This is a genomic window from Paenibacillus sp. GYB004 (assembly GCF_036577605.1).
Classification (GTDB): domain Bacteria; phylum Bacillota; class Bacilli; order Paenibacillales; family NBRC-103111; genus Paenibacillus_AB; species Paenibacillus_AB oceani.
The window spans coordinates 50,859-74,775 of the sequence record NZ_JARBDB010000008.1 but is presented as its reverse complement, the minus strand read 5'-3'; the positions used below and the strand labels follow the sequence as shown (position 1 = coordinate 74,775).

Genomic DNA, 23,917 nt, shown 5'->3' with positions numbered 1-23,917 from the left:
ATTTGCGCAAAGCCTTTCCGGACCTTATCCGGGAAGGTTTTTTTTCAAAGGCTTGATTTGCAAAATAAAGTCGGAACCTTTACTCTAAAGTTAGCGCGCCATTTTCGCGCGTACTATTTGGGAGGGGTCGTCTTGAAAACGACGCGAACGTTATGGAGAACGATCGGCACGATGGCGGCGATATCCACTCTTCTGATGGCCGGCGGTCTCGTGTATGCGATGAACGATATTATGAACCCGAAGCCGGCCGACTTCGTACAGCAGCCGCAGCAGCCACAGCCGGCGGCGGAGACGAAGACGACAGTGGATATCGTGGCGCTCGGCGATTCGCTTACGGTCGGGACCGGTGACGTCAGCGGGAAAGGGTATGTCCAGAACGTGAAGGACAAGCTGGCGGCCGCTACGAAGAAACAGGTAAATGTAATCGGCAATTACGCCGTTAACGGGTACACAACCGGGCAACTGCTTAACGATCTGCAAAACGCAAAAGGCGTGCCTTACGGCATCGAACGGGCCGATATCGTCCTGCTGACGATGGGCGGCAACGATCTGTTCGCGATCGGCCGGGATGTGATGAATTCGCAGACGGACGAGCTCGATCCGGTCAAGATCCGGGAGCGGATGCCGGAGCCGCAAAAACGGCTGGAGCACATTTTAACCCGGCTGGCGGAGCTGAATCCGAAGGCGACGATCGTGTACGTCGGCGTGTACAACCCGTTTTATGATCTGCCGGAGATGCGCCCGGCTTCCGTCCATATTCAGGAGTGGAACGATGCGGCGTTCCGGGTAGCGAACAAGTACCCCAATATGGTGTTTGTACCGACGATGGACCTGTTTCAGCTTCAATTCGACAAGTATATGTACACCGACCACTTCCACCCGAACCAGGAAGGGTATGTGCGAATAGCAGACCGCGTCGTGCAGGCGCTTGAATAGGGAGGTCCGGTTATGAGCCAGGATTCGTCTGTCGTACTGTCCGTCCATCAATTGAAGAAAAAGATTAAAAACCGGCTCATTATTAAAGGGATATCGTTCGATGTCAGGCGCGGCGAAATATTCGGATTTCTCGGGCCGAACGGTTCCGGCAAAACGACTACGATCCGGATGCTGGTCGGGCTGATCAAGCCGACCGAAGGGAGCATCACGCTTGGCGGCTACGATGTAGCCAGGCAGCCAACGGACGCATTGAGACACGTAGGCTGTATCGTCGAAAATCCCGAGTTGTATTCGTATATGACCGGCTGGGAGAATCTTGAGCATTTTGCCCGGATGCTTCCCGGCGTCGGAGCACAGCGGCTTCGCGAGGTTACCGATATCGTCGGACTCGGCCAGCGCATCCACGATAAGGTCAAGACGTATTCGCTGGGCATGCGCCAGCGGCTCGGCATCGCGCAAGCTCTGCTGGGCCAGCCCAGCCTCCTCATTCTCGATGAACCGACCAACGGCCTCGATCCGCAAGGAATCAAAGAAATGCGCGAGTTTATCCGCAGGCTCGCCTCGGAAGGGCTAAGCTTGTTTGTATCCAGCCATCTGTTAAGCGAGATCCAGCAAATGTGCGATCGGGTGGCGATCATCAGCCACGGTGAAGTGATCGCCGTCGGCGAAGTGGACGAGCTGCTTCAGCAGTCGGGAAGCACGATCGTTTGGCATGTCGAGCCGTATGAACGCGCGAGAGAGATTCTGGCTTCCGATCCGTCCGTTCAAGTGCTCGATTCCGTCCGGCTTGATCCGGAGCTTGACGGAGAGGATTCGGCGGGAGGACGCAAGCTGACCGTGCGGATGGAGCAGGAGCGGATACCCGAGTGGAACGAGAAACTCGTGGCGGCGCGCGTTCGCGTCTATTCGATCGGCATCCATCATCCGACGCTGGAGGAGCTGTTCTTGCGTTTGACGGAGGGGGAGAACATTGAATAGCATCGGGCTCTTGCCATTGGTTCAGAACGAAACGATCAAGATATGGAAGAAAAAACGGTTTCTCGTCATTCTGCTTCTGCTGGCTGCTCTTATTCCGATGTTTACGTATGCACAGATGAAAGTGGCTCAAAACAACCAGAAGCAGTTCGGCTCCCAAGACTGGAGACTCGTTACTCAGCAGCAAATTCAGGACTATACGAACCGGCTGGCCAGCAACCGGGTGCCGGAGGAATGGAAAAAGTACATCCGCGTCCAGGTGAAGGTGCTGCAATATTATTTGGACAAAAACGTCGATCCGAAGGCACCGAACGGAGTTACCTTCACGACTACGTTCGTTGCCAATGCGATCGGGCTGTTCATCCCGCTGATGGTGATGGTGATCGCGTCCGATCTCGTCTCCTCGGAGCACTCCGCCGGGACGATCAAGCTGCTGCTGACGAGGCCGGTCCAGAGATGGAAAGTGCTGGCGAGCAAATATATCGCGCTCATCTTTTACATATCGCTGACCGTACTGGCGACGGCTTTGCTGGCGTATCTCATATCCGGTCTCGTATTCGGCTACGGAGGCTGGCAGCTCCCGTCGTTTACCGGCTTCAAGATCGTCGGTTCCGAGGTCGATGCGTCGAACGTGCATCCCGTGCCGCAATGGCTCTATCTCATCATGGAGATGGGACTCGTCTGGTTCGCGGCGCTGATCGTCGGATTCATGTCGCTGATGGTATCGGTTCTCGTGCGAAGCACGGCGGCGGGGATGGGGATTATGCTGGCGGTGCTGATCGCCGGCAACATTTTGACGAACATGGTATCGTCCTGGGAGACGGCCAAATATTTGTTTATGGTCAATCTGACCCTGACCGACTACTTGTCCGGCAGGCTGCCGCCGATCGAGGGGATGGATCTCGCCTTCTCGATGACCGTTCTAGCAGTATGGGGAATCGCGTCGCTGATCGTGTCGTTTTGGGTATTCACCAAAAAAGATATTTTGAACTAGGAGTTGCAGGCGGGAGCCGCTTTTCAGACGGGCATGGTAAAAGCGGCCCGCTTTGAGTATAATGCATAATAGCTGTCACAAAAGAAACGAAAGAATAGGGGGCACGCGGATTGTCAGAGCAGCAGTTGGACTTGTTTTCGGCACCGGCGTCATCGGACGGTAAAAAAACGGCGCCTGCTTCGCCGGGCGGCAAATCGGGTAACGGCGGCAAAGCTTCCGCAGAGAAACAATCGGGAAGCGCTAAAGCTGCCACGAATAAACAGCCGGCCGCAGGCGCGTCATCGGACGTGCTTTCTTCCGGTTACGATGCGGACGATATTCAGGTACTCGAGGGGCTAACGGCTGTCCGCAAAAGGCCGGGCATGTATATCGGGAGCACAAGCGCTTCCGGGCTTCACCATTTGATCTGGGAAATCGTCGACAACGCGGTTGACGAGCATCTCGCGAAGTTTTGCTCGAAGATCGATGTCATTATACATAAAGATCAGTCCGTAACCGTTCGCGATAACGGCCGCGGAATTCCTACAGGCATGCATAAGACCGGAATACCGACTCCGCAGGTCGTATTTACGATTCTGCATGCGGGCGGCAAGTTCGGCGGCAGCGGATATAAGAAATCCGGGGGGCTTCACGGCGTCGGCGCTTCGGTTACGAACGCGTTGTCCGAATGGCTGGAAGTGGAAATATGGCGTGACGGCAAGACGCACCGGCAGCGGTTCGAGTATTGGGTGGACGAATCGGGCAAGGAGCATGTGGGAGAGCCGGTAACCGGCCTGCAGATGCTCGGTAATACGAACCGTTCCGGCACGCAGATTACGTTCAAGCCGGACAAACGGGTGTTTCAGAGCGGGACGACGATTAATTACGATACGTTGTCGGAGCGGCTGCAGGAGATCGCTTTCCTGAACTCCGGACTGAAAGTCCATTTGAAGGACGAACGTTCGGGCAACGAGGAGACGTTCGAATATGCGGGCGGAGCGAAACAGTTCGTCCAATTTTTGAACGAGGACAAGACGGTTCTGCACGATGTGATCCATTTTGTGGCGGAGAAGGACGAGATCGAGGTCGAGGTGGCGTTCCAGTATAACGACGGATATACCGAGACGATCGCTTCGTTCGTCAACTCGATTCCGACACGCGGGGGCGGTACGCACGAGACGGGCTTTAAAACCGCTTTCACCCGGATCATGAACGAATATGCGAGAAAAGCGGGGCTGCTGAAAGAAAAAGATAAAAACCTGGAAGGCGTCGATCTCCGCGAAGGCATGATGATCGTCATCAACATCAAGATGGGCGAGGTCGAATTCGTCGGCCAGACGAAAGACCAGCTCGGCAGCGCATCGGCGCGCAGTGCGGTCGATGCCGTCGTGATGGAGAAGATGGCGGTGTTTCTCGAGGAAAATCCGCAAGTCGCCCAATTGCTGCTCCGCAAGGCGGTGCAGTCGGCCAAGGCGAGGGAAGCGGCGCGCAAAGCTAGGGAAGAAGTGCGCAACGGCAAAAAAGGCAAAAGCGAAAGCTCCAATCTGGGCGGTAAGCTTACGCCGGCGCAATCCAAAGACCATATGCGCAACGAACTGTTCATCGTGGAGGGGGATTCCGCCGGCGGCTCAGCCAAGCAGGGACGCGATTCGCGCCATCAGGCGCTGCTGCCGCTGAAGGGAAAACCGATGAATCCGGAGAAGGCGAAGCTGGCCGACGTGCTGAAGAACGACGAGTACAAGGCGATCATCGCGGCGATCGGCGCGGGAGTCGGGTCCGACTTCGAACTCGAAGAAATCAATTACGGCAAAGTCATTATTATGACCGATGCCGATACGGACGGCGCGCACATCCAGGTGCTGCTGCTGACGTTTTTCTACCGGTATATGAAGCCGCTGCTCGATGCCGGACGGGTGTACATCGCCCAGCCGCCGCTGTTCAAGGTGTCCAAGAAGGCCGGGAAGCAGACGGTCGTCAAGTACGCATACTCCGACGAACAGCTCGCGGCGATTGTAAAGGAAATGGGGAAAAACGTCGAGCTGCAGCGTTACAAAGGACTCGGCGAGATGAATCCGGATCAGCTGTGGGAGACGACGATGGACCCCGAGCAGCGGACGCTGCTGCAAGTGCAGATCGAAGATGCGGCCAAAGCCGAACGCCGCGTATCGACACTGATGGGCGATAAAGTGGACCCGCGCAAACGGTGGATTATCGAAAATGTAGATTTTACGGAATACGAGGAGTAGGAGGCCCGCATCCGACCGGCTTCTCGACCTCCTTGAAGATCGGTCGCGGTTGTCGCGCTTTTGCTGTAAATTCGTTGAATTTACAGTTATTCCGCGTTTCTGCCGGCATCAGCCGGAACGTTCCGCCCTTTTCGCATCCCAATTTGCGTTTGTTAATTATCGATAGGAAGGTGATCCGAGCTTGAGCGCATCCGAACAGCATTTGCCTGCATTCCTCGAAGAAGTAGTCGGCGACAGGTTTGGCCGCTACTCCAAATATATTATTCAAGACCGGGCGATTCCCGACGTCCGCGACGGTCTGAAGCCGGTACAGCGCCGCATCCTGTATGCGATGTACGATGCCGGCAATACGCCGGACAAGCCTTACCGCAAGTCCGCCAAGACGGTCGGGGACGTCATGGGCAATTATCATCCGCATGGAGACTCCTCCATCTATGAAGGTATGGTCCGGATGGCACAGCCGTGGAAGATGGGGCATACGCTAATCGACGGGCACGGCAACTGGGGCTCGCTTGACGATGATCCGGCGGCGGCCATGCGGTATACCGAAGCGAGACTGTCGCAGATCGCGATGGAGCTTCTGCGGGATATCGACAAGCGGACTGTGTTGTTCAAGGACAATTTCGACAATACGACCAAGGAGCCTGCCGTGCTCCCGTCGCGTTATCCGAACTTGCTCGTGAACGGCGTCAGCGGCATCAGCTCCGGTTTCGCTACGGAAATTCCGACCCATAACCTTCGCGAAGTCATCAACGCTTGCATCGCTCTGATCGACGACTCCAGCATGACGCTTGAGCAGCTGATGCAGATCATGAAAGGTCCGGATTTCCCGACGGGCGGCATCATTATGGGCTCGGAAGGGATCAAGGAAGCCTATCAGACCGGTAAAGGCCGTATCTATATCCGCGCGAAAACCGCGATTGAAGATATGAAGGGCGGCCGTCAGCAAATTGTGGTTACCGAGATTCCGTACCAGGTCGTGAAGTCGAAGCTCGTCACGGCGATCGAGAATATCCGGATCGAGAAAAAGATCGAGGGCATCGCCGAAGTGCGCGATGAGAGCGGGCGGAACGGTCTGCGCATCGTCATCGAGCTGAAGAAGGAAGCGGATGCCCAAGGGATCTTGACGTATTTGCTGAAAAAGACGGATCTGCAAGTAGCCTACAACTTCAACATGGTGGCGATCGTCAACAAAACGCCGAGGCAGCTTGGCGTCAAAGAGATGCTGGAAGCATACATCGCCCATCAGAAGGAAGTGCTGACCCGGCGTTCGCAGTTCGAGCTGGAGAAGGCGGAGGATCGGGCGCATATTTTGGAAGGGCTCGTCAAGGCGCTGAACATTCTCGACGCTGTCATCGAAACGATCCGTTCCTCGAAAAACCGCCAGGACGCGCAAAAAAACTTGATCGAGAAGTTTGCCTTCACCGAACGGCAAGCCGATGCGATTCTAACGCTGCAATTATACCGGTTGACCAATCTGGAGATTACTTCGCTCGAGAAAGAGCTTAAGGAAATCCAGAAGACGATTCAATATTTGCGCGGCCTGCTGTCGAGCGAGAAGAAGCTGATGGCTGTCATCAAGGAAGAGATGACGGAGATTCGCGACAAGTACGGCATCAACCGGAGATCGGATATCCAGGAAGAGATCGAGGAGCTGAAGGTGAACCTGGAAGTGATGGTGACGCCGGAGGACGTGCTCGTTACATTGTCGCAGGACGGCTACCTGAAGCGGACGAGCATGCTGTCGTTTACCCGCTCGGGCGGGGAGATCGAAAGCACCGGCGTCAAGGAAGGCGACTTCATCCGCCATCTGCTGGAAGTGAATACGATCGACAGCCTGCTTATTTTTACACAAAAAGGGTTGTCTTATCTGCTCCCGGTCCATCAGATTCCGGAATACAAATGGAAAGAGAACGGGACCGCGATCGTGAACGTGATTCCGATCGCCAAAGAAGACCGGATCATCTCCGTCATTCCGATCAAGTCGTTTGACGATCCCGGCAAATCGTTCGTCTTTCTTACCAAAAAAGGGCAAGTGAAACGGACGGAGCTGAAAGAGTATTACACGAACCGCTCCGGAGGAATCGTTGCGATAAAGCTCAGCGATTCGGATGAAGTGATCGATGTCGTGCTAAGCGACAACTCAAAAGAAATATTAATCGTAACCCGGCTCGGGATGAGCATCCGGTTCAAGGAAATGGAAGTAAATCCGATGGGCCGGGCGGCCGCGGGCGTCAGGGGCATACAGCTTAAGGATGACGACGAAGTGATCGCGGCGCAGTGGGTGGAAGGCGAAGAAGGCGAAATCTGGGTCGTCACCGATCTGGGATACGCCAAAAGCTCGCTCCTGCTCGATTACCCGGTGCAAGGGCGGGGCGGCAAAGGGATCATCACGTTCGAATTCAAGGAAGGCAAACGGGTCAAACCGAACGGTTCGACTTTGCAGGAAGTGTTTTTTGTCAAACATGCGCTTCATCTGACGGCGATTCTTCAAAGCGGCGTCCAGCACTCCTTCTCGACCGAGGAGGCGTCGATCGAGGATCGTAAATCGCCCGGCAAGCCGGTTATTCCCGTTGCCAAAGGGGACCGGGTCATTGCCGTCATCAAACGGTCCGTCCCGCTTTAATCGTACGTATCGTACGGAGGATCGAGCTTTTCCAGCAGCTTGACGATTAATTCGATAACGGCCCACGCGGGCATAGGCTCATCCAGCTTATGAAGCCACTGTGGGTCGTTTATTATGCCCTCTGTTAACGCTTTTTTGACAATCTCCGCTTTTTGCGCCTGATCCATATCGGGTTTTCCTCCTTCATCGCTCCCAGTCGCCAAGTTCCGCGAGCCGTATCCTTCAGCATATGTTGAAACCTATCAAAATGTTAAAGCTTTCCCCGGTTTCTGTTGCAAAATATTAATAGTATTAACCTTTAATCCGACAATCTCGGGTGCTATAATAGAGACAGGCAGCAACATAACGGATATCGTTGATCGTCCCCGCCCTTCCCATGCCGGCTTTGCCCGCGCAAAGCTGAAGAGAGGTGAATGATTTGTATTCCAACCAATTTGTAAAGCTGTGGAGTAAAATCAGCAGAGACTTGAGAACATACATGGAGACGCAGCTTGCTCCGACGCTTACGGAAGGCCAGTTAAACGTGCTTGAAGTGCTGCTTGCCCAGGATCAGATGAAGCCGTCCGATCTGCTGGAGCATCTGAATACGACCCCGGCTGCGGTAACGACGCTGCTCGACCGGATGGAGAAAAACGAACTGATCGTGCGTCAGCGCGACGAGAAGGACCGCCGGATCGTCTGGATTATTCCGACCGAGAAAGGAATGTCGGAGTGCGCGCGCGGCGTAGAGCTCCGCAATGAGTTCATTCACTCGCAGCTGGACCGGATCTCGTCTCATAATCAGCAGCTCCTCGTGTATTTGCTCGGCAAGGTAGCTAATTAGTCCATCTATTCCGGTCTAGCCCGGAAATCATGTTCAAGGAAGCAGACGGTCTGGAATTCCATATCAGGGAAACGAAAGAAGCGCACAGCGGAGAGGCCCTGTACGCTTCTTTTTGTTGTTGCGGAAAAGTACCTTAAGTGTAAATGAGGTCGGAAGCGGATAAGAGTGGCTTGCAGCTTTTATTTTGTCCAAAACTCGCCTTAATGGGGAAATAAGAGCGGCTTGAAGCTGTTAAAATCGACGAAAAGGGTGCAGACCCCATCAGTCGGATGACTTAAGAGGTACAAACCGCCTTTATTCGCTTCGGTCTTTCGCAAATGCGAAAATAGAGGATGCCAAAGACTCTCATTTTGTGATAGAGCCCGTACCCATTACGTTTTCGGCGAAGCTGCCGGCCTTCGGTGGCAATAAAGCTGTTTCAGGGCTTTAGTGCAGCCGTGCTGGCGCCATAAAACCTAAAAAGATAACGATAGGGCGAGCGGCTGAAGTGAAGTTCGCCCATTCCCTTCCACAGGCACGCGTATGGGTTTGCACGTTGCACGTCAAAGGGGGGGCCCCAAAAGCTCGCATGACTCGGGGACGTCGACCCATGTCCAAACGAAAGGACCTCAAATTCCACGGTAAAGTGGGAACTGAGGTCCTTTTCGCAAGGAAAATCGAATCTGGCAGGGCGGGGCTCGAAAAATCGCAAGATGACTTGACAATTATTAGCTGGTTTTCTGACTTCCCTTATTCTTAGATTTTCATCTGAAGATTACTTACTTTCCCATCGGCTGAGAATGCCGGCCGGCAGGAACAGCTTCGACGAAGTGATCGGCAGCCCGATTTCTCCGCATGTGATCGTCCCTCCGTATTTGCGGGCGACGGTCATCGACAAGATGTTGTGCATGACGGTTGGAGACAGCCCGGTCGTATAGGAATTAATCAGGAAGAACAAAGGGTTGTCCGACAAGATCCCGGCGCAAAACTCGACGAACGGATACAAATTCGTCTCCAGCTTCCACGTCTCGCCGCCGGGGCCTCGTCCATAGGAAGGCGGGTCCATAATGATGGCATCATACCGGTTGCCCCGGCGTTCTTCGCGCTGTACGAATTTGAACACGTCGTCGGTAATAAACCGGACCGGCTTCTCACTGAGCCCGGACAGCTGCACGTTCTCCTTCGCCCACTGGACGACGCCCTTGGACGCGTCGACATGGCACACTTCGGCGCCTGCGGATGCGCATGCGACGGTCGCCCCGCCCGTATAGGCGAACAGGTTGAGGACTTTGACCGGTCTGCCGGCCGACGCGATTTTGTCCATCATCCACCGCCAGTTAACCGCCTGCTCCGGAAATAGTCCCGTATGCTTGAAACCGGTCGGTTTTATGTAAAAGGATAACTTGTCATACCCGATCACCCAACGCTCCGGCAGCTCGCGCTTCGTCTCCCATTGTCCTCCGCCGGAGCTGCTGCGGTGGTAATGAGCGTCCGCGTTTTTCCAGGCGCCCGTCTCTTTGCGGATTGGCCATATGATTTGCGGGTCCGGTCGTCTTAATACGACATCGCCCCAACGTTCAAGCTTGTCCCCGTCTCCGGTGTCCAGCAATTCGTAATCTTTCCAATCGTTTGCGTAAAACATGCGGCACAATCCTTCTTTCATCTTAAGGTTCCACTCTATTCTACATCATGAAGGAAGCCGATATCCACTCTCCTTTTCCGTTCTGTTCACGGACGCCGATCTGTGATAGCATGGAGTTGAAATTTTTACGGATAACTAAGAAAGAAGGGTTAGGAATGAAAGGACGGAACTATTGGATCGGTTCTGTGGCGCTGCTCGTTGTGTTTGCGGTTATGGCGGCTACGATGCACAAGGACGGTCCGACCGCCTTCGACGAGGCGGTCGGAGACTGGATCAGAGGCTGGAGGTCGGACGGTCTGACCATAGTGTTCAAAGCTTTTTCCCCGCTGGTGTCCACGACGGTATTCTCGCTTTTGCTGGTCGTGTTTGCCGCCTTGTTCGTCTTTACGTTCAGGAAACGGCTGGAGCCGCTTATGCTCGTCATGAACCTGGCTGTCGCCTTCGGCTTGTACAAAGGGCTGAAGAGTGTATTCGAGCGGCCGCGTCCAACTGCCGACGCTTTGATAGAAGCGGCGGGCTACAGCTTTCCGAGCGGGAATGCGCTCATGTCGGCGTCGTTCTACGGCCTGATCATTTATTTGCTGTACCGGCAATGGAGAAGGCGTAACAAGGCAGCCGCTTATACGACCGTCGTGGCTGGCATCCTGCTCATCCTGGGGATCGGCATCAGCCGGATCTATCTGGGCGTCCATTATCCGAGTGATATCGTCGCGGGATTTGCCATAGGCGGCGCCTGGATGCTTGTATGTGCCGGAGCCGTGTCCAGACGGTCCTAATCAGGGAATTACAACCGTCCCGGTCGGGAACAATGGGAATAAGACCCTGCAAGTGGAAGCGGAAGGGATTCTTAGGACATGTGACGGATCGCGGAGGAGCTATGAGCGGTAAAGTATTGCTGGTGGAAGACGAGAAGAAAATTGCCCGGGTGCTGGAGCTGGAGCTGCGGCACGAGCAATATGAGGTCACGCTGGCCAAGACGGGGCCGGAAGGGCTCAAGCTGGCGCAGACAGGCGCCTGGGATATGATCCTGCTGGATATTATGCTGCCGGGTATGGACGGGCTGGAAGTGCTTGAGAACTTGCGCAAGACGAACAAGACGGTCCCCGTCATCATGCTCACCGCCCGGGATTCGGTTCCGGACAAGGTCAGCGGTCTGGACCTAGGCGCCAACGATTATGTGACGAAGCCGTTTGCGATCGAAGAGCTGATGGCGCGGGTGCGCGGACTGATCCGCTCGTCGAGGCTGAAGGCCGAAGGAAAGGAGCAGACGTACCGGGTCGACGATCTGACTCTCGATGCCCAGACGCGAACGGTAGTCCGGAGCGGTGCGAACATTGAACTGACTCCCCGGGAGTTCGAGCTGCTGCTTTATTTTATGAAGCATGCGGGAACGGTTCTGTCCAGGGAACAAATACTGGCGGACGTTTGGGGATTCGAGTTCGCCGGGGATACGAATCTGGTCGACGTGTACGTGCGTTATTTGAGGCAGAAGGTGGACGAAGGCCATAAAACGAAGCTGATCCAGACGAGCCGGGGGGTCGGCTATTACATGAAAGACCCGTCTGAGGGCGAGAAGACGACATGAGTCTCCGCGTCCGGTTAATGGTGTTATCCTCGGCCTGGCTCGTGTTCATCCTCGTGCTGTTCGGCGGGTTCCTGTATTGGTTCGTCATCAACATTACGACGAAAAGCGAGAAAGAGCTGATGCTGACCAAGGCGAAGTCGATTCTCGAAAACAAGCAGGTGCTTGATCCGAAAAACTGGCGCAGTCCGAATAAGCTGTTCGCCGAGTTTCATGTCAGCGACGAGATGATCCGGATCGTCGGCATGGACGGCAAGGTAAAGGTGCAGCTGCTGAACAACGAGGCGATCGCGCTTAAGCCGCCTCAAGTTGTCGATCGCAGGCTGTTTCTGATCAAGCGGATCGACCGGCTCCGGTATATGTATGTGCTCGTGCCGATCCAGACCCAAAATGAACAAATCGGCGTGCTGGAGATCGGGAGGCTGCTTCACCGGTGGAACGATTATATGGATGTGTTGTTGTCGGCCATCGTCCTCGCCTCGGTCGGGGCGGTTATGATCTCGGTGATCGGCAGCTTTTTTTATTCCCGGTTTATATTTTTACCGCTCCGGCAGCTGTACAATACGATGCACATGATTCAGCAAAGCGGCACGTTCCGTAAACTCGACGACGGGTTTACGAACAAAACCGATGAGCTTGGCAAAATCGGCACTACGTTCAACGAGATGATCGCCCGGCTGGAGGAGCAGGTGCTCAAGCAGAAAAGATTCGTCGTCGACGCTTCACACGAGCTGAGAACGCCGCTGACCATTATCGCAAGTTATGCCGACATGCTCCGGAGATGGGGCGGCAAAGATCCAGCGCTGCGGGACGAAGCGGTGGAAGCGATTCAAGACGAGGCGAACCGGCTTAAAGGTTTGGTAGAGGCGCTGATGCAGCTTGCGGATACGGAAAGGGAGGACCGGCTGAAGCCGCAGCCGATGGACATGCTGGCCGTCATCCGTGCGGCGGCGGCGGCGATGGAGATCGGGTTTCAGCGGCGGATCGAGGTGGAATGCGAAGCGAAGTCCATCCCGATGACCGGCGATCCGGAGAAGCTTAGACAGCTGCTGATCATCTTGCTGGATAACGCCGTGAAGTACAGCTCCAAGCCGGTACGAATCCGGGTCGCCTCCCATGAGCAGACGGTCCGGTTCGAGGTGGAGGACCAGGGGATCGGATTTGAGGAGAAGGAGCTTCCCTACATCTTCGACCGGTTTTACCGGGTCGACCATGCCCGGGAACGGCATACCGGCGGCTTCGGGCTCGGTCTGTCGATCGCCAAAAATATTGTGAGCCGCCACGGGGGCACGATTGCAGTGCGAAGCCGGCTTGGCGTCGGTACGAGAGTGGCCGTATCGATCCCGTTAGACTCGGGCGGTTTGACTGCGCCGTAACCGTACAAGCGCTCATTTTATCCGGAGGAGAATTGACGGAAGCGCGAATTTGCCGGATAATTCTAGTACCGGGAAACCGGTAGCTGATTAGGATGTCCGGCTTGCGGCGGCCGTGTGATGTCCGGGAGAGTGTGTTGCTGATGATACCGTATGTGAAACAGGTGAAAGACGAGCTGTTGCCGCAGCTGAGTATCCGCAGTTTGGATCCGTACGAACCGGTTGAAGTGGTCTTCGTACCCAAGCCGTGGAGGGTAGTTGGCGCCGGCAATTATGCGGCGGTACTGCTCCATCCGGCTGAGCCGGACAAAGTCGTCAAAATTTATGCCGAAGGCCGTCCCGGACTGCCCGATGAGATTCAGGTATACCGGAAACTGGGGCGTCATCCGGCCTATTCGGAATGTTATTATGCAGACGATACGTTTCTCGTTCTAAAGCGGCTTACCGGAGTGACGCTGTACGAATGTTTGCGAAGAGGAATCCGGATTCCGGAGCGGGTTATTACCGATATCGATAAGGCGCTCGATTATGCGCGGAAGCAAGGGCTTAATCCGCACGACGTTCACGGCAAAAATGTGATGATGATCGACGGACGCGGAGCGGTTCTGGACGTATCGGATTTTCTGAAAGACGAGCACTGTGCGATGTGGGACGATTTCAAAAGGATGTATAATTTGTTTTATAAGCCGCTTCTGCTGCGCGTGACGGTTCCGATCCCGAATCCGCTGCTGAATATGCTGCGCAAGGGGTACCGGATCATCCGCAAAAGAGGCAGCTCCTGATCCGAAACATAGGCAGTGGGAGGGATTGCGATGACAGTTGAGAATGAGAAAGACTGGGCGGGACTTAGACGAATCGGCCGGATTGTGGCGATGGCACGCGACACGATGCTGCGTTCGGTTCGTCCCGGTATGACGACGGCCGAGCTGGATGCGATCGGCGAATCGGTGCTGAAGGAGCACGGGGCCGTCTCCGCTCCGCGCAAAACCTATAATTTTCCGGGTGTGACGTGCATCAGCCTGAACGACGTCGCCGCACACGGCATCCCGGGGCGCAGAAAAATACGCACGGGCGATATGGTCAACGTAGACGTGTCGGCCGAGCTGGACGGGTATTACGCCGATACCGGAGCTACGATCGTCGTTGAAGGGGACGGTTCGAATACGGAGCTGAAGCGGCGGCTGGTCGACAGCTCGCGGACTGCGCTGGATCTGGCGATCGCGGAAGCGAAGCCGGGGGCGAAGCTGAACCGGATCGGCAAAGCGATCGAACGCGAAGCCCGCCGAAGCGGGTTTACGGTCATTCGCAATCTGGCCGGGCACGGTGTAGGGAGAAAGCTTCACGAGGAGCCGGGCGATATCGTGAATTTTGAGAATAAAAAGGACGGACGGCTGCTTCAGAACGGTGTCGTGGTCGCTATCGAAACGTTTTTGTCCACAGGTGCGGAATACGTCTTGGAGGAACAGGACGGCTGGACGATCCGGACGCCGGACGGCAGTCTCGTCGCGCAATTCGAGCATACGGTTGTGGTGACCAGCGAGGGGCCTGTAGTGCTGACTGTCTGACCGCTAGGGATAAGCGCGATTAGCGGTTAAAGACGCAATGATAAGGAAGCGGATCGGATTTGACAGATAAAACAGGATCTGATACGATTTGTATCGGTGCCTTATCCTGATGATACCGTCCCCGATTTTGCTGCCGGAGGTGCTTGATGCCTTACACGCCCGCTCATCCGATAACGGCTATCGCGATCGACAAGCTTTTTCCGAACAAGTTCAACAGAACCGGACTCGTAGCGGGAACGCTGGCGCCGGATTTGATGAATTTCGTCGTGCTCCGGCCGGCCGATACCGGTTTCGGTCATTCTCCGATGGGGATGCTGACGATCGGGCTGCCGGTTTCCATCCTAATGTGTTATCTCTTTCACAAGCTAGTATTTCCGGGGCTGGTTATTCATCTGCCGCGGCCGCTTGATCGGATTCTGTATCCTTACGTGGAACGGGGATGGCGCATTGCGGGGGCGAGAGCCTGGACGATTCTGGTCGTTTCCATCATTGTTGGCATGATCAGCCATCTGTTTCTGGACGGGTTTACTCATAAAGGGGGCTTGATGTATCCGTATACGACGGCGTTCGTTCATTGGCTGCTGCCCGGATTCGGGTCCACCAACCTGCTGCTCCAGTTCGGATTGTCTGTCGTCTGCGTGGCGATCGAGCTGCTGGTGTTTGTTGCTTTTATATATCGCAGACGTGATGTGATCCATATACCGGAATTTATATCCGGACCGGCGAAGACCGGTTATTGGTCGGTCGTTCTGTTGTCTTCGTTCGGCTCTACGGCGCTGGGCCTACTGCTGTACGATACCGGGTATCGCAGGTATGGATTGATGATTGTATCCGTCGCTTCGGTAACGGGAGCGGTGATCGGATTCATAACCGCTTCGGCGGTGTTTCTCACGGCGCGCAGGAGAAGGCCCCGGTCGGACCGGAAACAAGGCGCCGGGAGCTGAGGTCAAGTCGCTCCAAGTTCGACTGGAGTCCATACTGCTGGGGCAGACGCTTCCTATCCACTTCAGAAGTGGTTCGGGGAGCGTCTATTGGTGTTTGGCCTGGCTCGGCCTACGCGTGCAGAAGAATCAGTCGGAAATAATTCGTAAGCAAGAGGATTAGTTAGAATAATGATTATAAAAGCGCTTTCATTCGGTACTGCCGGATTCGTCCCATCCGAACGTTTTATGTATAATGGCTACTGGCGAACATCGGACCCGACTTTTCTGAAAGTGGAAAGTCAACGATACAACTACAGAGGGGGAGCTTTACTCGTGTTTGGCGGAAAATTGAATACGATGAACGTATCGACTGTGAGAGCCGACGTATTGTCCGGCATTACGGTTGCTTTGGCGCTCATTCCGGAGGCGATCGCTTTCTCGCTTATTGCGGGCGTGGACCCGATGGTCGGGCTGTATGCCTCGTTTTGCATCGCCGTCATTATCGCCTTTGTCGGAGGCAGGCCTGCGATGATCTCGGCGGCGACCGGAGCGATGGCGCTAGTGATGGTTACTTTGGTGAAGCAGCATGGAGTCGAATATTTGTTCGCGGCTACCGTAGTCACCGGGATTTTGCAGGTGTTGATGGGCGTTCTGCGAATCGGCAAGCTGATTACGTTCGTCCCTCATTCGGTTTTGACCGGATTTGTCAATGCTTTGGCGATCTTGATTTTTATGGCGCAGCTGACGCATTTTGCAGGAGAGGGCTGGCTGATGTACGCGCTCGTCGCCGCGACTCTGGCCATCATCTACCTGCTCCCCCGATTGACGAAGGCGTTCCCTTCGGCATTAGCGGCGATTATCATCATATCGGCGATTGTGATCGGAACCGGAATCGATGTGAAAACAGTCGGTGATATGGGAACTATCTCTAGTTCGCTGCCGGTATTTCATCTTCCGCAAGTTCCGGTCACGCTGGACACATTGTGGATCGTGCTGCCATATTCGTTCTCGCTGGCGCTAGTCGGCATTATGGAATCGCTGCTTACGGCAACGATTGTGGACGAGATGACGAATACGCCAAGCGATAAAAACCGGGAAGTCAAAGGACAGGGCATTGCCAACGTGGTGACCGGCTTCTTCGGCGGCATGGCGGGCTGTGCGATGATCGGACAGTCGGTTATCAACGTCAAATCGGGAGGGCGAACGAGGCTGTCCACGTTCGTGGCCGGTATGTTCCTGCTTTTTCTCATCCTCGTGCTCGGGAATGTAGTGAAGCAAATTCCGATGGCCGCTCTCGTCGGCGTCATGTTTATGGTCTCGATCGGCACGTTTGACTGGCGTTCCTTAACGGAGCTTCGTAAAGTTCCGCTTGGCGATGCGGTCGTTATGATCGCAACCGTGGCGATTGTCGTCGTCACTCATGATTTATCCAAAGGAGTTATTGCCGGGGTGGTACTAAGCGCGATTATATTTGCGTGGAAAATGGCGTCGATCCGGACGACCGCCTCCGAGCATCAAGGCGTCCGCACCTATACGGTGTACGGGCAGCTGTTCTTCGGAACGGTGTATCCGTTCGCCGATTTGTTTGCAGTAACGGAAGACCCCGATATCGTGCGGATCGACTTTGCGCATTCGCATGTGTGGGACCAGTCGGCGGTTAAGGCGATAGCCAAAGTACAGGCCAAATATGCGCAAGCGGGTAAACAGGTACAACTCGTCGGGCTTAACGAGCAAAGCCGGCAGCTCGTCGACAAGCTGGGGCTGGCCGTTCCGGCCAATCCCTAACGAGCGCCGAAAAAAAGAATCCGTTCCGGACGCATCCTTGATGCGAAGTCAGGAGGGATTCTTTTTTGTAGGGAGTGCCTTATTGGTAGTTGTAGGGGCTCGTCATGACCTAAACAACGAGAAAAGCTGCCGCCTGTGCAGAAGCTTTTCTTCATTCAGGCTCAGGAAATCGTGAAGAAGCTGTTTCCTTATAGGGGATGAGGTACGGGAGCAGCCCCCGATTCGGTCCTCATCTGGCGGCCCGGGTATGGCATTCGAGCGAGCGGATCAGATCTGCGACCGTTTGCCGGCGAAGCCCGTCCAGCAGCCGTCTCTCCAAATCTTCCGTCAATCCGGCGAAGACGGCCTGCATCTCTTGTCCGAACATTCCGCTTGAGGTGGAATCGATCAAGCCGCGGGTAAGCGGTTCTTCGACCTGCATAGCGGCGTAGACGTCCGCGATCGTAATCGCCTCAGGCGGCTTGGCGAGCCGGTATCCGCCGTCCCGCCCTTCCTTTGCCTCGACCAACCCGTGGCTGGCCAGCCGCGCCAAAATACGGCGCAGCAGCGCCGCCTGGGATTCGATGCTCTCCGCCATATTGCAGCTGGGACATACGCCGTCCTGATGTCTGGACAGCAAGATTAAGGTTTGCAGGGCGTATCCGAGCCTTTTCGGCGTTGAAGGGTGTTGATTGCCCGGTGTCGTCATCCAAGTTCCACCTCCCTCTCTATTGTGACGCTTCCCGTCCGATTTGAAAAGCGGTTTCTTATCGCTGCCGTCTGCCGGCGGACCACCAGGAGGCGGTTGTATACAGATTGTGGAGACAAACGTGGTATAATGGCAAAATACGAATATGTTTCCGGGAGCTGATCGGATGTCGCTTGCAGGCGAGGAGAGAAAACAATGGATACTGGACAGGCTTGAGAGCGAGGGGAAAGTAACGACGCAGGAGCTGGTGGAGCAGTTCGGCGTATCCTCCGAGTCGATCCGAAGATATCTGGAGGAGCTGGAGGCCAAACGCAAGCTGAAGCGGGTGTATGGCGGAGCGGTCAAGCTCAATCCGTCGCGCGAGGAGCCGCCGTATTTGAACCGCGAAGTGTTGTTTGCCGAAGAGAAGAGACGCATCGGCCGGGCGGGCGTTACGCTGGTGGAGGACAACGACGTCGTTTTTATCGACGACGGTACGACGACGCAGCAGGTGATCCATTATTTGTCGGACAAGCGCAATGTGACCGTGCTGACATTTGCCGTGCCTGCGCTCCATCTGCTGATCGACTATATGAACAAAGGGCTGTTTACCGGACAAGCGTATTTTCTCGGCGGCAAAGTGAATGCGGCTCACGCCCGGGTATCCGGTTCGATCGCGGAACAGGCGGTCGAACAATTTTATGCGGACATCGCCTTCATCTCGGTTGACGGCGTAACGCCGGAGCGGGGCATTACCGGGTTCGATGCCGAGCGGGGGCAGCTCGCCCGCAAAATTATCGAACACTCCAGACGGACGGTCGTCCTGACCGATCATTCCAAGCTGGGGGAAGCCCGTTTTTATAAGATGGCCGATCTGGAGCAGGTGGATACCATCGTATGCGACGTAGATATGCCGGAAGAGTGGAGAGAGATCATGCAGGAGCTGGATGTGAACTGGATTCACGCGCTTTGAGTGCGCGGTGGCGGCGGGGTGCGAACGGTTCGAATAGACGCATCCGGCAACAGGTCGGGGCGGATGTATTCTTATTGCGAGCGAGCCCGAAGCGGCGATATGTGCCATACGCCGGAAAAAGAAGGGCCAACCGCCTCGCCTCGGGCTGGATGCACATGTCGTGCTGGCTCGAGGGACGGGCAGTTGGCAAATGGCAGTTCTTCAATCCTATAGGTGTGCGGTGTGTCTCCTTACTCCGGACCGGGTTCCATCCGTACAATCGTTTGTCGCTCCGGGTCCCACCGCCAGTCGGGAGAACCGCCATGCAGATGAACGCCGCCCAGCCAGCAGTCGACTCCTTGCACTGCGATCCGGTCCCGCTCACCTTCAAGCACGTTGCGTCCGGTCTCGGTCAGGACAAGGCGGCTGCTGCCGAATTCCGGCGGGGGGCCTGAGAGACCGGGGAAATCGGACGCGCCTTCCAGACGAAGAAGGGCTTCCCGTCCCCGCGCCAGCGAACGCAGAATGGACCAGAACTGGATATCGCCCATGCCGAACCAGTTCACCTTCGCTCCGACCCGGCTGAACAGTTCAAACGGCCGGTCGATGCCGCCGGCAAGCTGCTCCAGCAGCAGCTGCTCCACGATTCCGAGTCCGTTGTGCACCGAAGGGTACCGCGACAGGTGGAACCGAAACGCTTCCTTGAGATAGGGCAGAGCGGAGCAGTCTTCCTGAAGCAGCGCGGCCAGCGGGCGCGGGTCCGGGGAAGCGAACGCTTGCCAGGCGCGGCTGCCCAGTTCCAGCTCCGAGTGGTTGACCGGATTCCACGTTCCGGATAACGATGTCAATTGCCCGGCCGATAATTGGCCCAATCCCCGAAAGTTCTCGATTCCGGGAAACGACCCGATGCATAACAAATGCAGCTTCGTCCGTCCCAGCGATTGTCTCGAAAACCAGTCGAGCAAGTAACAAAGCATCGTCTGGTCGAACAAGTCGTACTCGAACCATAACACGATTTCGTCATAGTCGCGAAATCCGGCCAGCTGCCGCTCCTGCGCCTCACAGCCGGATAAAAACAGATCGCGCGGAATCCCGAGCGTCTGCTCCAAGCGGGAAGCCCGGAAAGCGAGGGCGTCCGGATTCGCCTGCTCGGCAAATACCGGACCTTCCGAATAAATTTCCCGCCATACCAGAATGTCCCCCTGAACGACCCCTTGCTCTAAAGTTTCCGCTACCGAATCGCCGTTAACAATGTGCAGCACCTTACTTCCTCCTTCATTCAGCTCCCGGAATACGGATACGAAATCCGCAACCGGTATCACGCTTCTCAATTTGCGTCTGGCATCAAACAACCGTTTCTTCAAGGCCGGGACCGGCGTTCCGAGAAAGGCCGAAATTTCGGCGAGTGAATACCCGTGAATATAGAACAGCTGGACCGCGGCCCTCAGCCGGTAGGGCAGGACGGAGACGGACCGGTGAATCATCCGGCGGAATTCTCTTTTCTCCGCCAGCTCGTGCGGCGAGGGCTGGTCGGAGGCGAGCTGTGACACGAATTCGTACGGCAAGGACGATTCCCGGTTCCGGCGCACAATCCGGCTGCATTGGCGGGTAACAATCGTCTTGAACCAGCCGGGAAAAGCATTCGGGTCGCGCAGGCGGGATAAATGAACGAAAGCTTCGGCAAACGATTCCTGTACCGCATCCTCAGCCAGATAAGGGTCGTTCAGTTGATTGCAGGCGACGGCATAGGCCATATCGCCGAATTGGCGGACCAGTTGAGCGAATGCATCGCGGTCTCCCTGCTGCGCCGCTTTTACCGAATCCATGAGATGTCATCCTTTCTAACCAGCGTTCTATAACTAAGTGCCGGAGGCTGACGAAAAGGTTACAGGATCGTATAAAAAAGGAATGCGAAAAATCGTACGTTCATTCCGATGGTACTGGAAAAGCTGCCGGTATTCAATGTCAATCGCGCTGTTTTGTCCAGCGGGCAAACCGCGCAAAGTCCGCTCGAACGGCCGTACCGGGGAGTAAGCCTTGATTTACGACAGCTTTTGCGGCACAATGGAGAGTATACGACACGGAGGAGATTAGGATGACGGAGACCGGCTCGATACAGAACATGCTGGATAAGATGGCGAGAAGCGGATGGAGAATTACGGACCAGCGGAAGACGATGGCGTCCATCTTCGCAGGCGCGGACGGTTATTTGTCTCCCAAGGACGTGTACGACCAGATGCGGGTCAAATACCCCGGAGTCAGCTTCGATACGGTATACCGTAATCTCCGGATGCTCAGCGAGATGGGCGTATTGGAGCAGTTTTATTTTCTGGAGGGCGGCTTGAAGTTCAGGGCGAGTTGTTCGTCGCACCATCACCATCATTTAATTTGCACCAATTGCGAGAAAACGTTAACGTTTGACTTTTGCCCGATGGAGCAGCTCAATCGTCTGCCGGGTAACTATAAAATTATGAACCACCGCTTCGAAATTTACGGGATTTGCGAGGAATGCCAAAGCTAATAACGGCCGGACCGGCCGCAGCCGGAAGCGGCACCGGATACGGACTTGCCGGAGGACTTTCCTGAGCGGAAGGGTCCGGCGTAATTTCCCCAAGCCGCTTTTGCGGCTTTTTGGCCGTTGGCGGAAACGGCGGGCCCACATATAGCCTGTTGACGGCATCAGCGAATTTGTGTTACGATCTAACAGTAAAAATTACGATTAATCTCGAGGTGCTGTGCATCGATCGATCCAGGCTAGCCCGGTTTCGCAAGGTTGCTGCACGATAACGCATTTGTGTTTTATTATAGTAAAAATTACATATAAGGGAGCGCGATTGCATTGAACGACAACAAAATTCCGGTTACCGTTTTAAGCGGCTATTTGGGAGCGGGAAAAACGACGGTGCTGAATCATGTGCTGAATAACCGCAACGGGCTGAAGGTGGCCGTCATCGTTAACGACTTGAGCGAGGTGAATATAGACGCGGATCTGATCAAAAACGGCGGAGGTTTGTCGCGCACGAACGAGAAGCTGGTCGAGCTGTCGAACGGCTGCATCTGCTGTACGCTCAGGGAAGATTTGCTGCACGAGGTGGAGAAGCTGGCGAAGGAGAACCGGTTCGATTACTTGCTGATCGAATCGACGGGGGTCGGGGAGCCTGTGCCGGTCGCCCAGACGTTCACCTATGTCGATGAGGCGCAGGGGATCGATCTGTCGCGGTATTGCCGGCTTGATTGCATGGTGACGGTCGTGGACGCCTACCGGTTCTGGCACGATTATTCGTCGGGGGAGACGCTGCTTGACCGGGGGCAGGCTGTAGGCGAGGAGGACACCCGGGACGTTGTCGATCTGCTCGTCGATCAGATCGAATTTTGCGATGTGCTGATCCTTAACAAGTGCGATATGGTGGAGGAAAACGACCTGCAACAGCTGGAGGCGGCGCTGTGCAAGCTTCAGCCGAGAGCCAGACTCCTTCGGGCGGTGAACGGGCAGGTCGATCCCGGGCAAATTTTAAATACCGGCTTGTTCAATTTTGACGAGGCGAGTGTGTCCGCAGGTTGGATTCAAGAAATGGAGAAGCCGGCCCATACGCCGGAAACGGAAGAATACGGCATATCGTCGTTCGTTTACGAACGGAGACGGCCCTTTCACCCGGGCAGGCTGATGGAGTGGATGAGCGAATGGCCGCCGGAAATCGTCCGTGCAAAAGGCATCGTCTGGCTCGCTACGCGCAATGAGATGGGCCAATCGATCAGCCAGGCCGGTCCGTCGATCCAATTCGGCCCCGCCGGTTACTGGATCGCTTCGCTGCCGGAGGAGGAGCGTCGGTTGTATTTGCTGGAGGACGAGAAGCTGCGGGCCAGCTGGCATCCGGCGTATGGAGACCGGGCAAGCAAGATGGTGATGATCGGGATGGAGATGGATATCCCGTCGATCGCTTCGGCGCTCGATTCCTGTCTGCTGACAGAGGAAGAGATGACGCGAGATTGGCGAAGTTTCCGCGACGAGTTCCCGAAAGCCGCGGCGGAAGAATGAAGCGCGGGCGAGCTGTTGTAAGCCAAAGCGTGAAGAAAAAGAGGCCCCGAGAAGTTTGCCCGTACGGCAGCTTCCCGGTGTGCCTCTTCTTGTGCGCTCAGGAGTCGAATTCGACAGCGGTGTCTGTAACGATGGTCGATATGGCGTGCTTGTAGATTAAATACTGCTTGCTTTTGGATTCGCGGATCAACACGACGAATTTGTCGAAGGCGTCGATCGTGCCTTTAATCCGGGCTCCGTTCATAATGATGATGGTACAGATTGCTCGGTTTTTGCGCAGGGTGTTCAGACGGCGGTCTTGAATCAATTCCGCCTTTGTCGGGGCCAGCTCTTCAATCACCAATATCCCTCTCTCTCTACTAATCAGGGTTATCTCTATTATACTATAGATCCGCACCTAATATCATGTCGAGTTACATGAATTTCCAACGTAATCGTAACGGGAAGGCGAAATTTTTCCGTTTCGGAAGGTTTTTCACATCCGATGTGAGAATAGGGTAACTTGTAGATTTCAGTGATCCGCGAAGGAGGAGATCGGATGACGGTTCAGGTTGTGGACGGAGACTTGCTGGAAGCGCAGGAACATATCATCGGCCATCAGGTAAACTGTCAGGCGGTTATGGGGTCGGGTGTCGCGAAAGCGTTAAAATCCCGGTACCCTCGTATATATACGGCCTATATGGAGTATTGCAGCGGCAAAAAGCCGGAGGAGCTGCTCGGGAAGCTGCAAATCGTCGAGCTGGAAGGCAAATGGGCGGCGAACTTGTTCGGGCAGCTGAATTACGGCCGGTCGAGCGCGATCTACACCGACTACCCGTCGTTGCAGTAAGCCTT

The 23,917-nt window shown here is 55.3% G+C and carries 22 protein-coding genes; 17 read left to right on the top strand and 5 right to left on the bottom strand.

Features of this window, described 5'->3' with window-relative positions; all coding sequences use genetic code 11:
* Positions 1–132: 132 nt before the first annotated feature.
* The 5 genes from PV433_RS04435 to gyrA all read left to right on the top strand — a co-directional run bounded on the left by PV433_RS04435 (position 133) and on the right by gyrA (position 7,756).
* Positions 133–936, top strand: coding sequence for a GDSL-type esterase/lipase family protein (locus PV433_RS04435; RefSeq protein WP_332070990.1), 804 nt, complete (start codon positions 133–135; stop codon positions 934–936).
* A gap of 12 nt (positions 937–948) precedes the next feature.
* Entirely contained in the window at positions 949–1,914 is a 966-nt protein-coding gene (locus tag PV433_RS04430; RefSeq protein ID WP_332070989.1) for an ABC transporter ATP-binding protein, read from the top strand.
* A complete protein-coding gene (locus PV433_RS04425) occupies positions 1,907–2,905 on the top strand; it encodes an ABC transporter permease (RefSeq protein ID WP_223836370.1) in 999 nt (332 codons plus the stop codon). The genes PV433_RS04430 and PV433_RS04425 overlap by 8 nt, the downstream gene beginning before the upstream one ends.
* Positions 2,906–3,192: 287 nt before the next feature.
* The gene (gene parE / locus PV433_RS04420; RefSeq protein WP_332071187.1) at positions 3,193–5,130 is read left to right on the top strand and encodes a DNA topoisomerase IV subunit B; all 1,938 of its coding nucleotides are present in this window, start codon (positions 3,193–3,195) and stop codon (positions 5,128–5,130) included.
* A 181-nt stretch (positions 5,131–5,311) separates the two neighbouring features.
* Positions 5,312–7,756 (top strand): DNA gyrase subunit A, encoded by a 2,445-nt coding sequence (gyrA, locus tag PV433_RS04415; protein WP_332070988.1) that lies wholly within the window; start codon positions 5,312–5,314, stop codon positions 7,754–7,756.
* On the opposite strand, the gene PV433_RS04410 is transcribed toward gyrA, so the two are convergent.
* Positions 7,753–7,923, bottom strand: coding sequence for a hypothetical protein (locus PV433_RS04410; RefSeq protein WP_190924991.1), 171 nt, complete (start codon positions 7,921–7,923; stop codon positions 7,753–7,755). The two genes, gyrA and PV433_RS04410, sit on opposite strands and share 4 nt — an antisense overlap.
* A 251-nt stretch (positions 7,924–8,174) precedes the next feature.
* Here PV433_RS04410 and PV433_RS04405 point away from each other — a divergent pair, with 251 nt between their 5' ends.
* Complete coding sequence (locus PV433_RS04405) at positions 8,175–8,579, top strand: MarR family winged helix-turn-helix transcriptional regulator (protein WP_332070987.1); 405 nt, start codon at positions 8,175–8,177, stop codon at positions 8,577–8,579.
* Between the two features lie 754 nt (positions 8,580–9,333).
* On the opposite strand, the gene PV433_RS04400 is transcribed toward PV433_RS04405, so the two are convergent.
* Positions 9,334–10,200 carry a class I SAM-dependent methyltransferase gene (locus PV433_RS04400; RefSeq protein ID WP_332070986.1) on the bottom strand — a complete coding sequence of 289 codons (867 nt, stop codon included), beginning with the start codon at positions 10,198–10,200 and terminating at the stop codon, positions 9,334–9,336.
* 155 nt (positions 10,201–10,355) lie between these two features.
* On the opposite strand from PV433_RS04400, the gene PV433_RS04395 reads away from it, so the two are divergent.
* The 7 genes from PV433_RS04395 (at position 10,356) to PV433_RS04365 (ending at position 17,428) form a co-directional block, all read left to right on the top strand.
* Entirely contained in the window at positions 10,356–10,976 is a 621-nt protein-coding gene (locus PV433_RS04395) for a phosphatase PAP2 family protein (protein ID WP_332070985.1), read from the top strand.
* A gap of 101 nt (positions 10,977–11,077) precedes the next feature.
* Positions 11,078–11,785 (top strand): response regulator transcription factor, encoded by a 708-nt coding sequence (locus tag PV433_RS04390; protein ID WP_332070984.1) that lies wholly within the window; start codon positions 11,078–11,080, stop codon positions 11,783–11,785.
* The gene (locus PV433_RS04385; protein ID WP_332070983.1) at positions 11,782–13,158 is read left to right on the top strand and encodes a sensor histidine kinase; all 1,377 of its coding nucleotides are present in this window, start codon (positions 11,782–11,784) and stop codon (positions 13,156–13,158) included. The genes PV433_RS04390 and PV433_RS04385 overlap by 4 nt, the downstream gene beginning before the upstream one ends.
* A 140-nt stretch (positions 13,159–13,298) precedes the next feature.
* A complete protein-coding gene (locus PV433_RS04380; RefSeq protein WP_332070982.1) occupies positions 13,299–13,937 on the top strand; it encodes a serine/threonine protein kinase in 639 nt (212 codons plus the stop codon).
* Positions 13,938–13,967: 30 nt separating this feature from the next.
* Positions 13,968–14,720, top strand: a complete 753-nt coding sequence (gene map, locus PV433_RS04375) for a type I methionyl aminopeptidase (protein ID WP_332070981.1) — start codon at positions 13,968–13,970, stop codon at positions 14,718–14,720.
* A 146-nt stretch (positions 14,721–14,866) separates the two neighbouring features.
* Positions 14,867–15,664 carry a DUF4184 family protein gene (locus PV433_RS04370; RefSeq protein ID WP_332070980.1) on the top strand — a complete coding sequence of 266 codons (798 nt, stop codon included), beginning with the start codon at positions 14,867–14,869 and terminating at the stop codon, positions 15,662–15,664.
* A gap of 336 nt (positions 15,665–16,000) precedes the next feature.
* Positions 16,001–17,428: a SulP family inorganic anion transporter gene (locus tag PV433_RS04365; protein WP_332071186.1), complete on the top strand. Its 1,428-nt coding sequence runs from the start codon at positions 16,001–16,003 to the stop codon at positions 17,426–17,428.
* Positions 17,429–17,657: 229 nt separating this feature from the next.
* Here PV433_RS04365 and PV433_RS04360 read toward each other — a convergent pair whose 3' ends face one another.
* Complete coding sequence (locus tag PV433_RS04360; RefSeq protein ID WP_332070979.1) at positions 17,658–18,116, bottom strand: RrF2 family transcriptional regulator; 459 nt, start codon at positions 18,114–18,116, stop codon at positions 17,658–17,660.
* 166 nt (positions 18,117–18,282) lie between these two features.
* Here PV433_RS04360 and PV433_RS04355 point away from each other — a divergent pair, with 166 nt between their 5' ends.
* Positions 18,283–19,068: a DeoR/GlpR family DNA-binding transcription regulator gene (locus PV433_RS04355; RefSeq protein ID WP_332070978.1), complete on the top strand. Its 786-nt coding sequence runs from the start codon at positions 18,283–18,285 to the stop codon at positions 19,066–19,068.
* 230 nt (positions 19,069–19,298) lie between these two features.
* Here the strand turns inward: PV433_RS04355 and PV433_RS04350 are convergent, their stop codons facing one another.
* Entirely contained in the window at positions 19,299–20,873 is a 1,575-nt protein-coding gene (locus PV433_RS04350; protein ID WP_332070977.1) for a sigma-70 family RNA polymerase sigma factor, read from the bottom strand.
* 269 nt (positions 20,874–21,142) lie between these two features.
* On the opposite strand from PV433_RS04350, the gene PV433_RS04345 reads away from it, so the two are divergent.
* Complete coding sequence (locus tag PV433_RS04345) at positions 21,143–21,568, top strand: Fur family transcriptional regulator (protein WP_190924966.1); 426 nt, start codon at positions 21,143–21,145, stop codon at positions 21,566–21,568.
* 312 nt (positions 21,569–21,880) lie between these two features.
* On the top strand, positions 21,881–23,083 hold the full coding sequence (locus tag PV433_RS04340; protein WP_332071185.1) for a GTP-binding protein: 1,203 nt from the start codon (positions 21,881–21,883) through the stop codon (positions 23,081–23,083).
* Positions 23,084–23,180: 97 nt separating this feature from the next.
* Here PV433_RS04340 and hfq read toward each other — a convergent pair whose 3' ends face one another.
* Positions 23,181–23,423, bottom strand: a complete 243-nt coding sequence (gene hfq / locus PV433_RS04335) for an RNA chaperone Hfq (protein ID WP_317891141.1) — start codon at positions 23,421–23,423, stop codon at positions 23,181–23,183.
* A 198-nt stretch (positions 23,424–23,621) separates the two neighbouring features.
* On the opposite strand from hfq, the gene PV433_RS04330 reads away from it, so the two are divergent.
* Positions 23,622–23,912 (top strand): hypothetical protein, encoded by a 291-nt coding sequence (locus PV433_RS04330; RefSeq protein ID WP_332070976.1) that lies wholly within the window; start codon positions 23,622–23,624, stop codon positions 23,910–23,912.
* Positions 23,913–23,917: the final 5 nt, after the last annotated feature.

Coding starts and splice junctions, on each gene's coding strand:
- PV433_RS04430 (WP_332070989.1), top strand. CDS start 949: ATGAGCCAGGATTCGTCTGTCGTACTGTCCGTCCATCAATTGAAGAAA.
- PV433_RS04410 (WP_190924991.1), bottom strand. CDS start 7,923: ATGGATCAGGCGCAAAAAGCGGAGATTGTCAAAAAAGCGTTAACAGAG.
- PV433_RS04400 (WP_332070986.1), bottom strand. CDS start 10,200: ATGTTTTACGCAAACGATTGGAAAGATTACGAATTGCTGGACACCGGA.
- PV433_RS04395 (WP_332070985.1), top strand. CDS start 10,356: ATGAAAGGACGGAACTATTGGATCGGTTCTGTGGCGCTGCTCGTTGTG.
- PV433_RS04390 (WP_332070984.1), top strand. CDS start 11,078: ATGAGCGGTAAAGTATTGCTGGTGGAAGACGAGAAGAAAATTGCCCGG.
- PV433_RS04385 (WP_332070983.1), top strand. CDS start 11,782: ATGAGTCTCCGCGTCCGGTTAATGGTGTTATCCTCGGCCTGGCTCGTG.
- PV433_RS04380 (WP_332070982.1), top strand. CDS start 13,299: ATGATACCGTATGTGAAACAGGTGAAAGACGAGCTGTTGCCGCAGCTG.
- map (WP_332070981.1), top strand. CDS start 13,968: ATGACAGTTGAGAATGAGAAAGACTGGGCGGGACTTAGACGAATCGGC.
- PV433_RS04370 (WP_332070980.1), top strand. CDS start 14,867: ATGCCTTACACGCCCGCTCATCCGATAACGGCTATCGCGATCGACAAG.
- PV433_RS04365 (WP_332071186.1), top strand. CDS start 16,001: ATGAACGTATCGACTGTGAGAGCCGACGTATTGTCCGGCATTACGGTT.
- PV433_RS04360 (WP_332070979.1), bottom strand. CDS start 18,116: ATGACGACACCGGGCAATCAACACCCTTCAACGCCGAAAAGGCTCGGA.
- PV433_RS04355 (WP_332070978.1), top strand. CDS start 18,283: ATGTCGCTTGCAGGCGAGGAGAGAAAACAATGGATACTGGACAGGCTT.
- PV433_RS04350 (WP_332070977.1), bottom strand. CDS start 20,873: ATGGATTCGGTAAAAGCGGCGCAGCAGGGAGACCGCGATGCATTCGCT.
- PV433_RS04345 (WP_190924966.1), top strand. CDS start 21,143: ATGACGGAGACCGGCTCGATACAGAACATGCTGGATAAGATGGCGAGA.
- PV433_RS04330 (WP_332070976.1), top strand. CDS start 23,622: ATGACGGTTCAGGTTGTGGACGGAGACTTGCTGGAAGCGCAGGAACAT.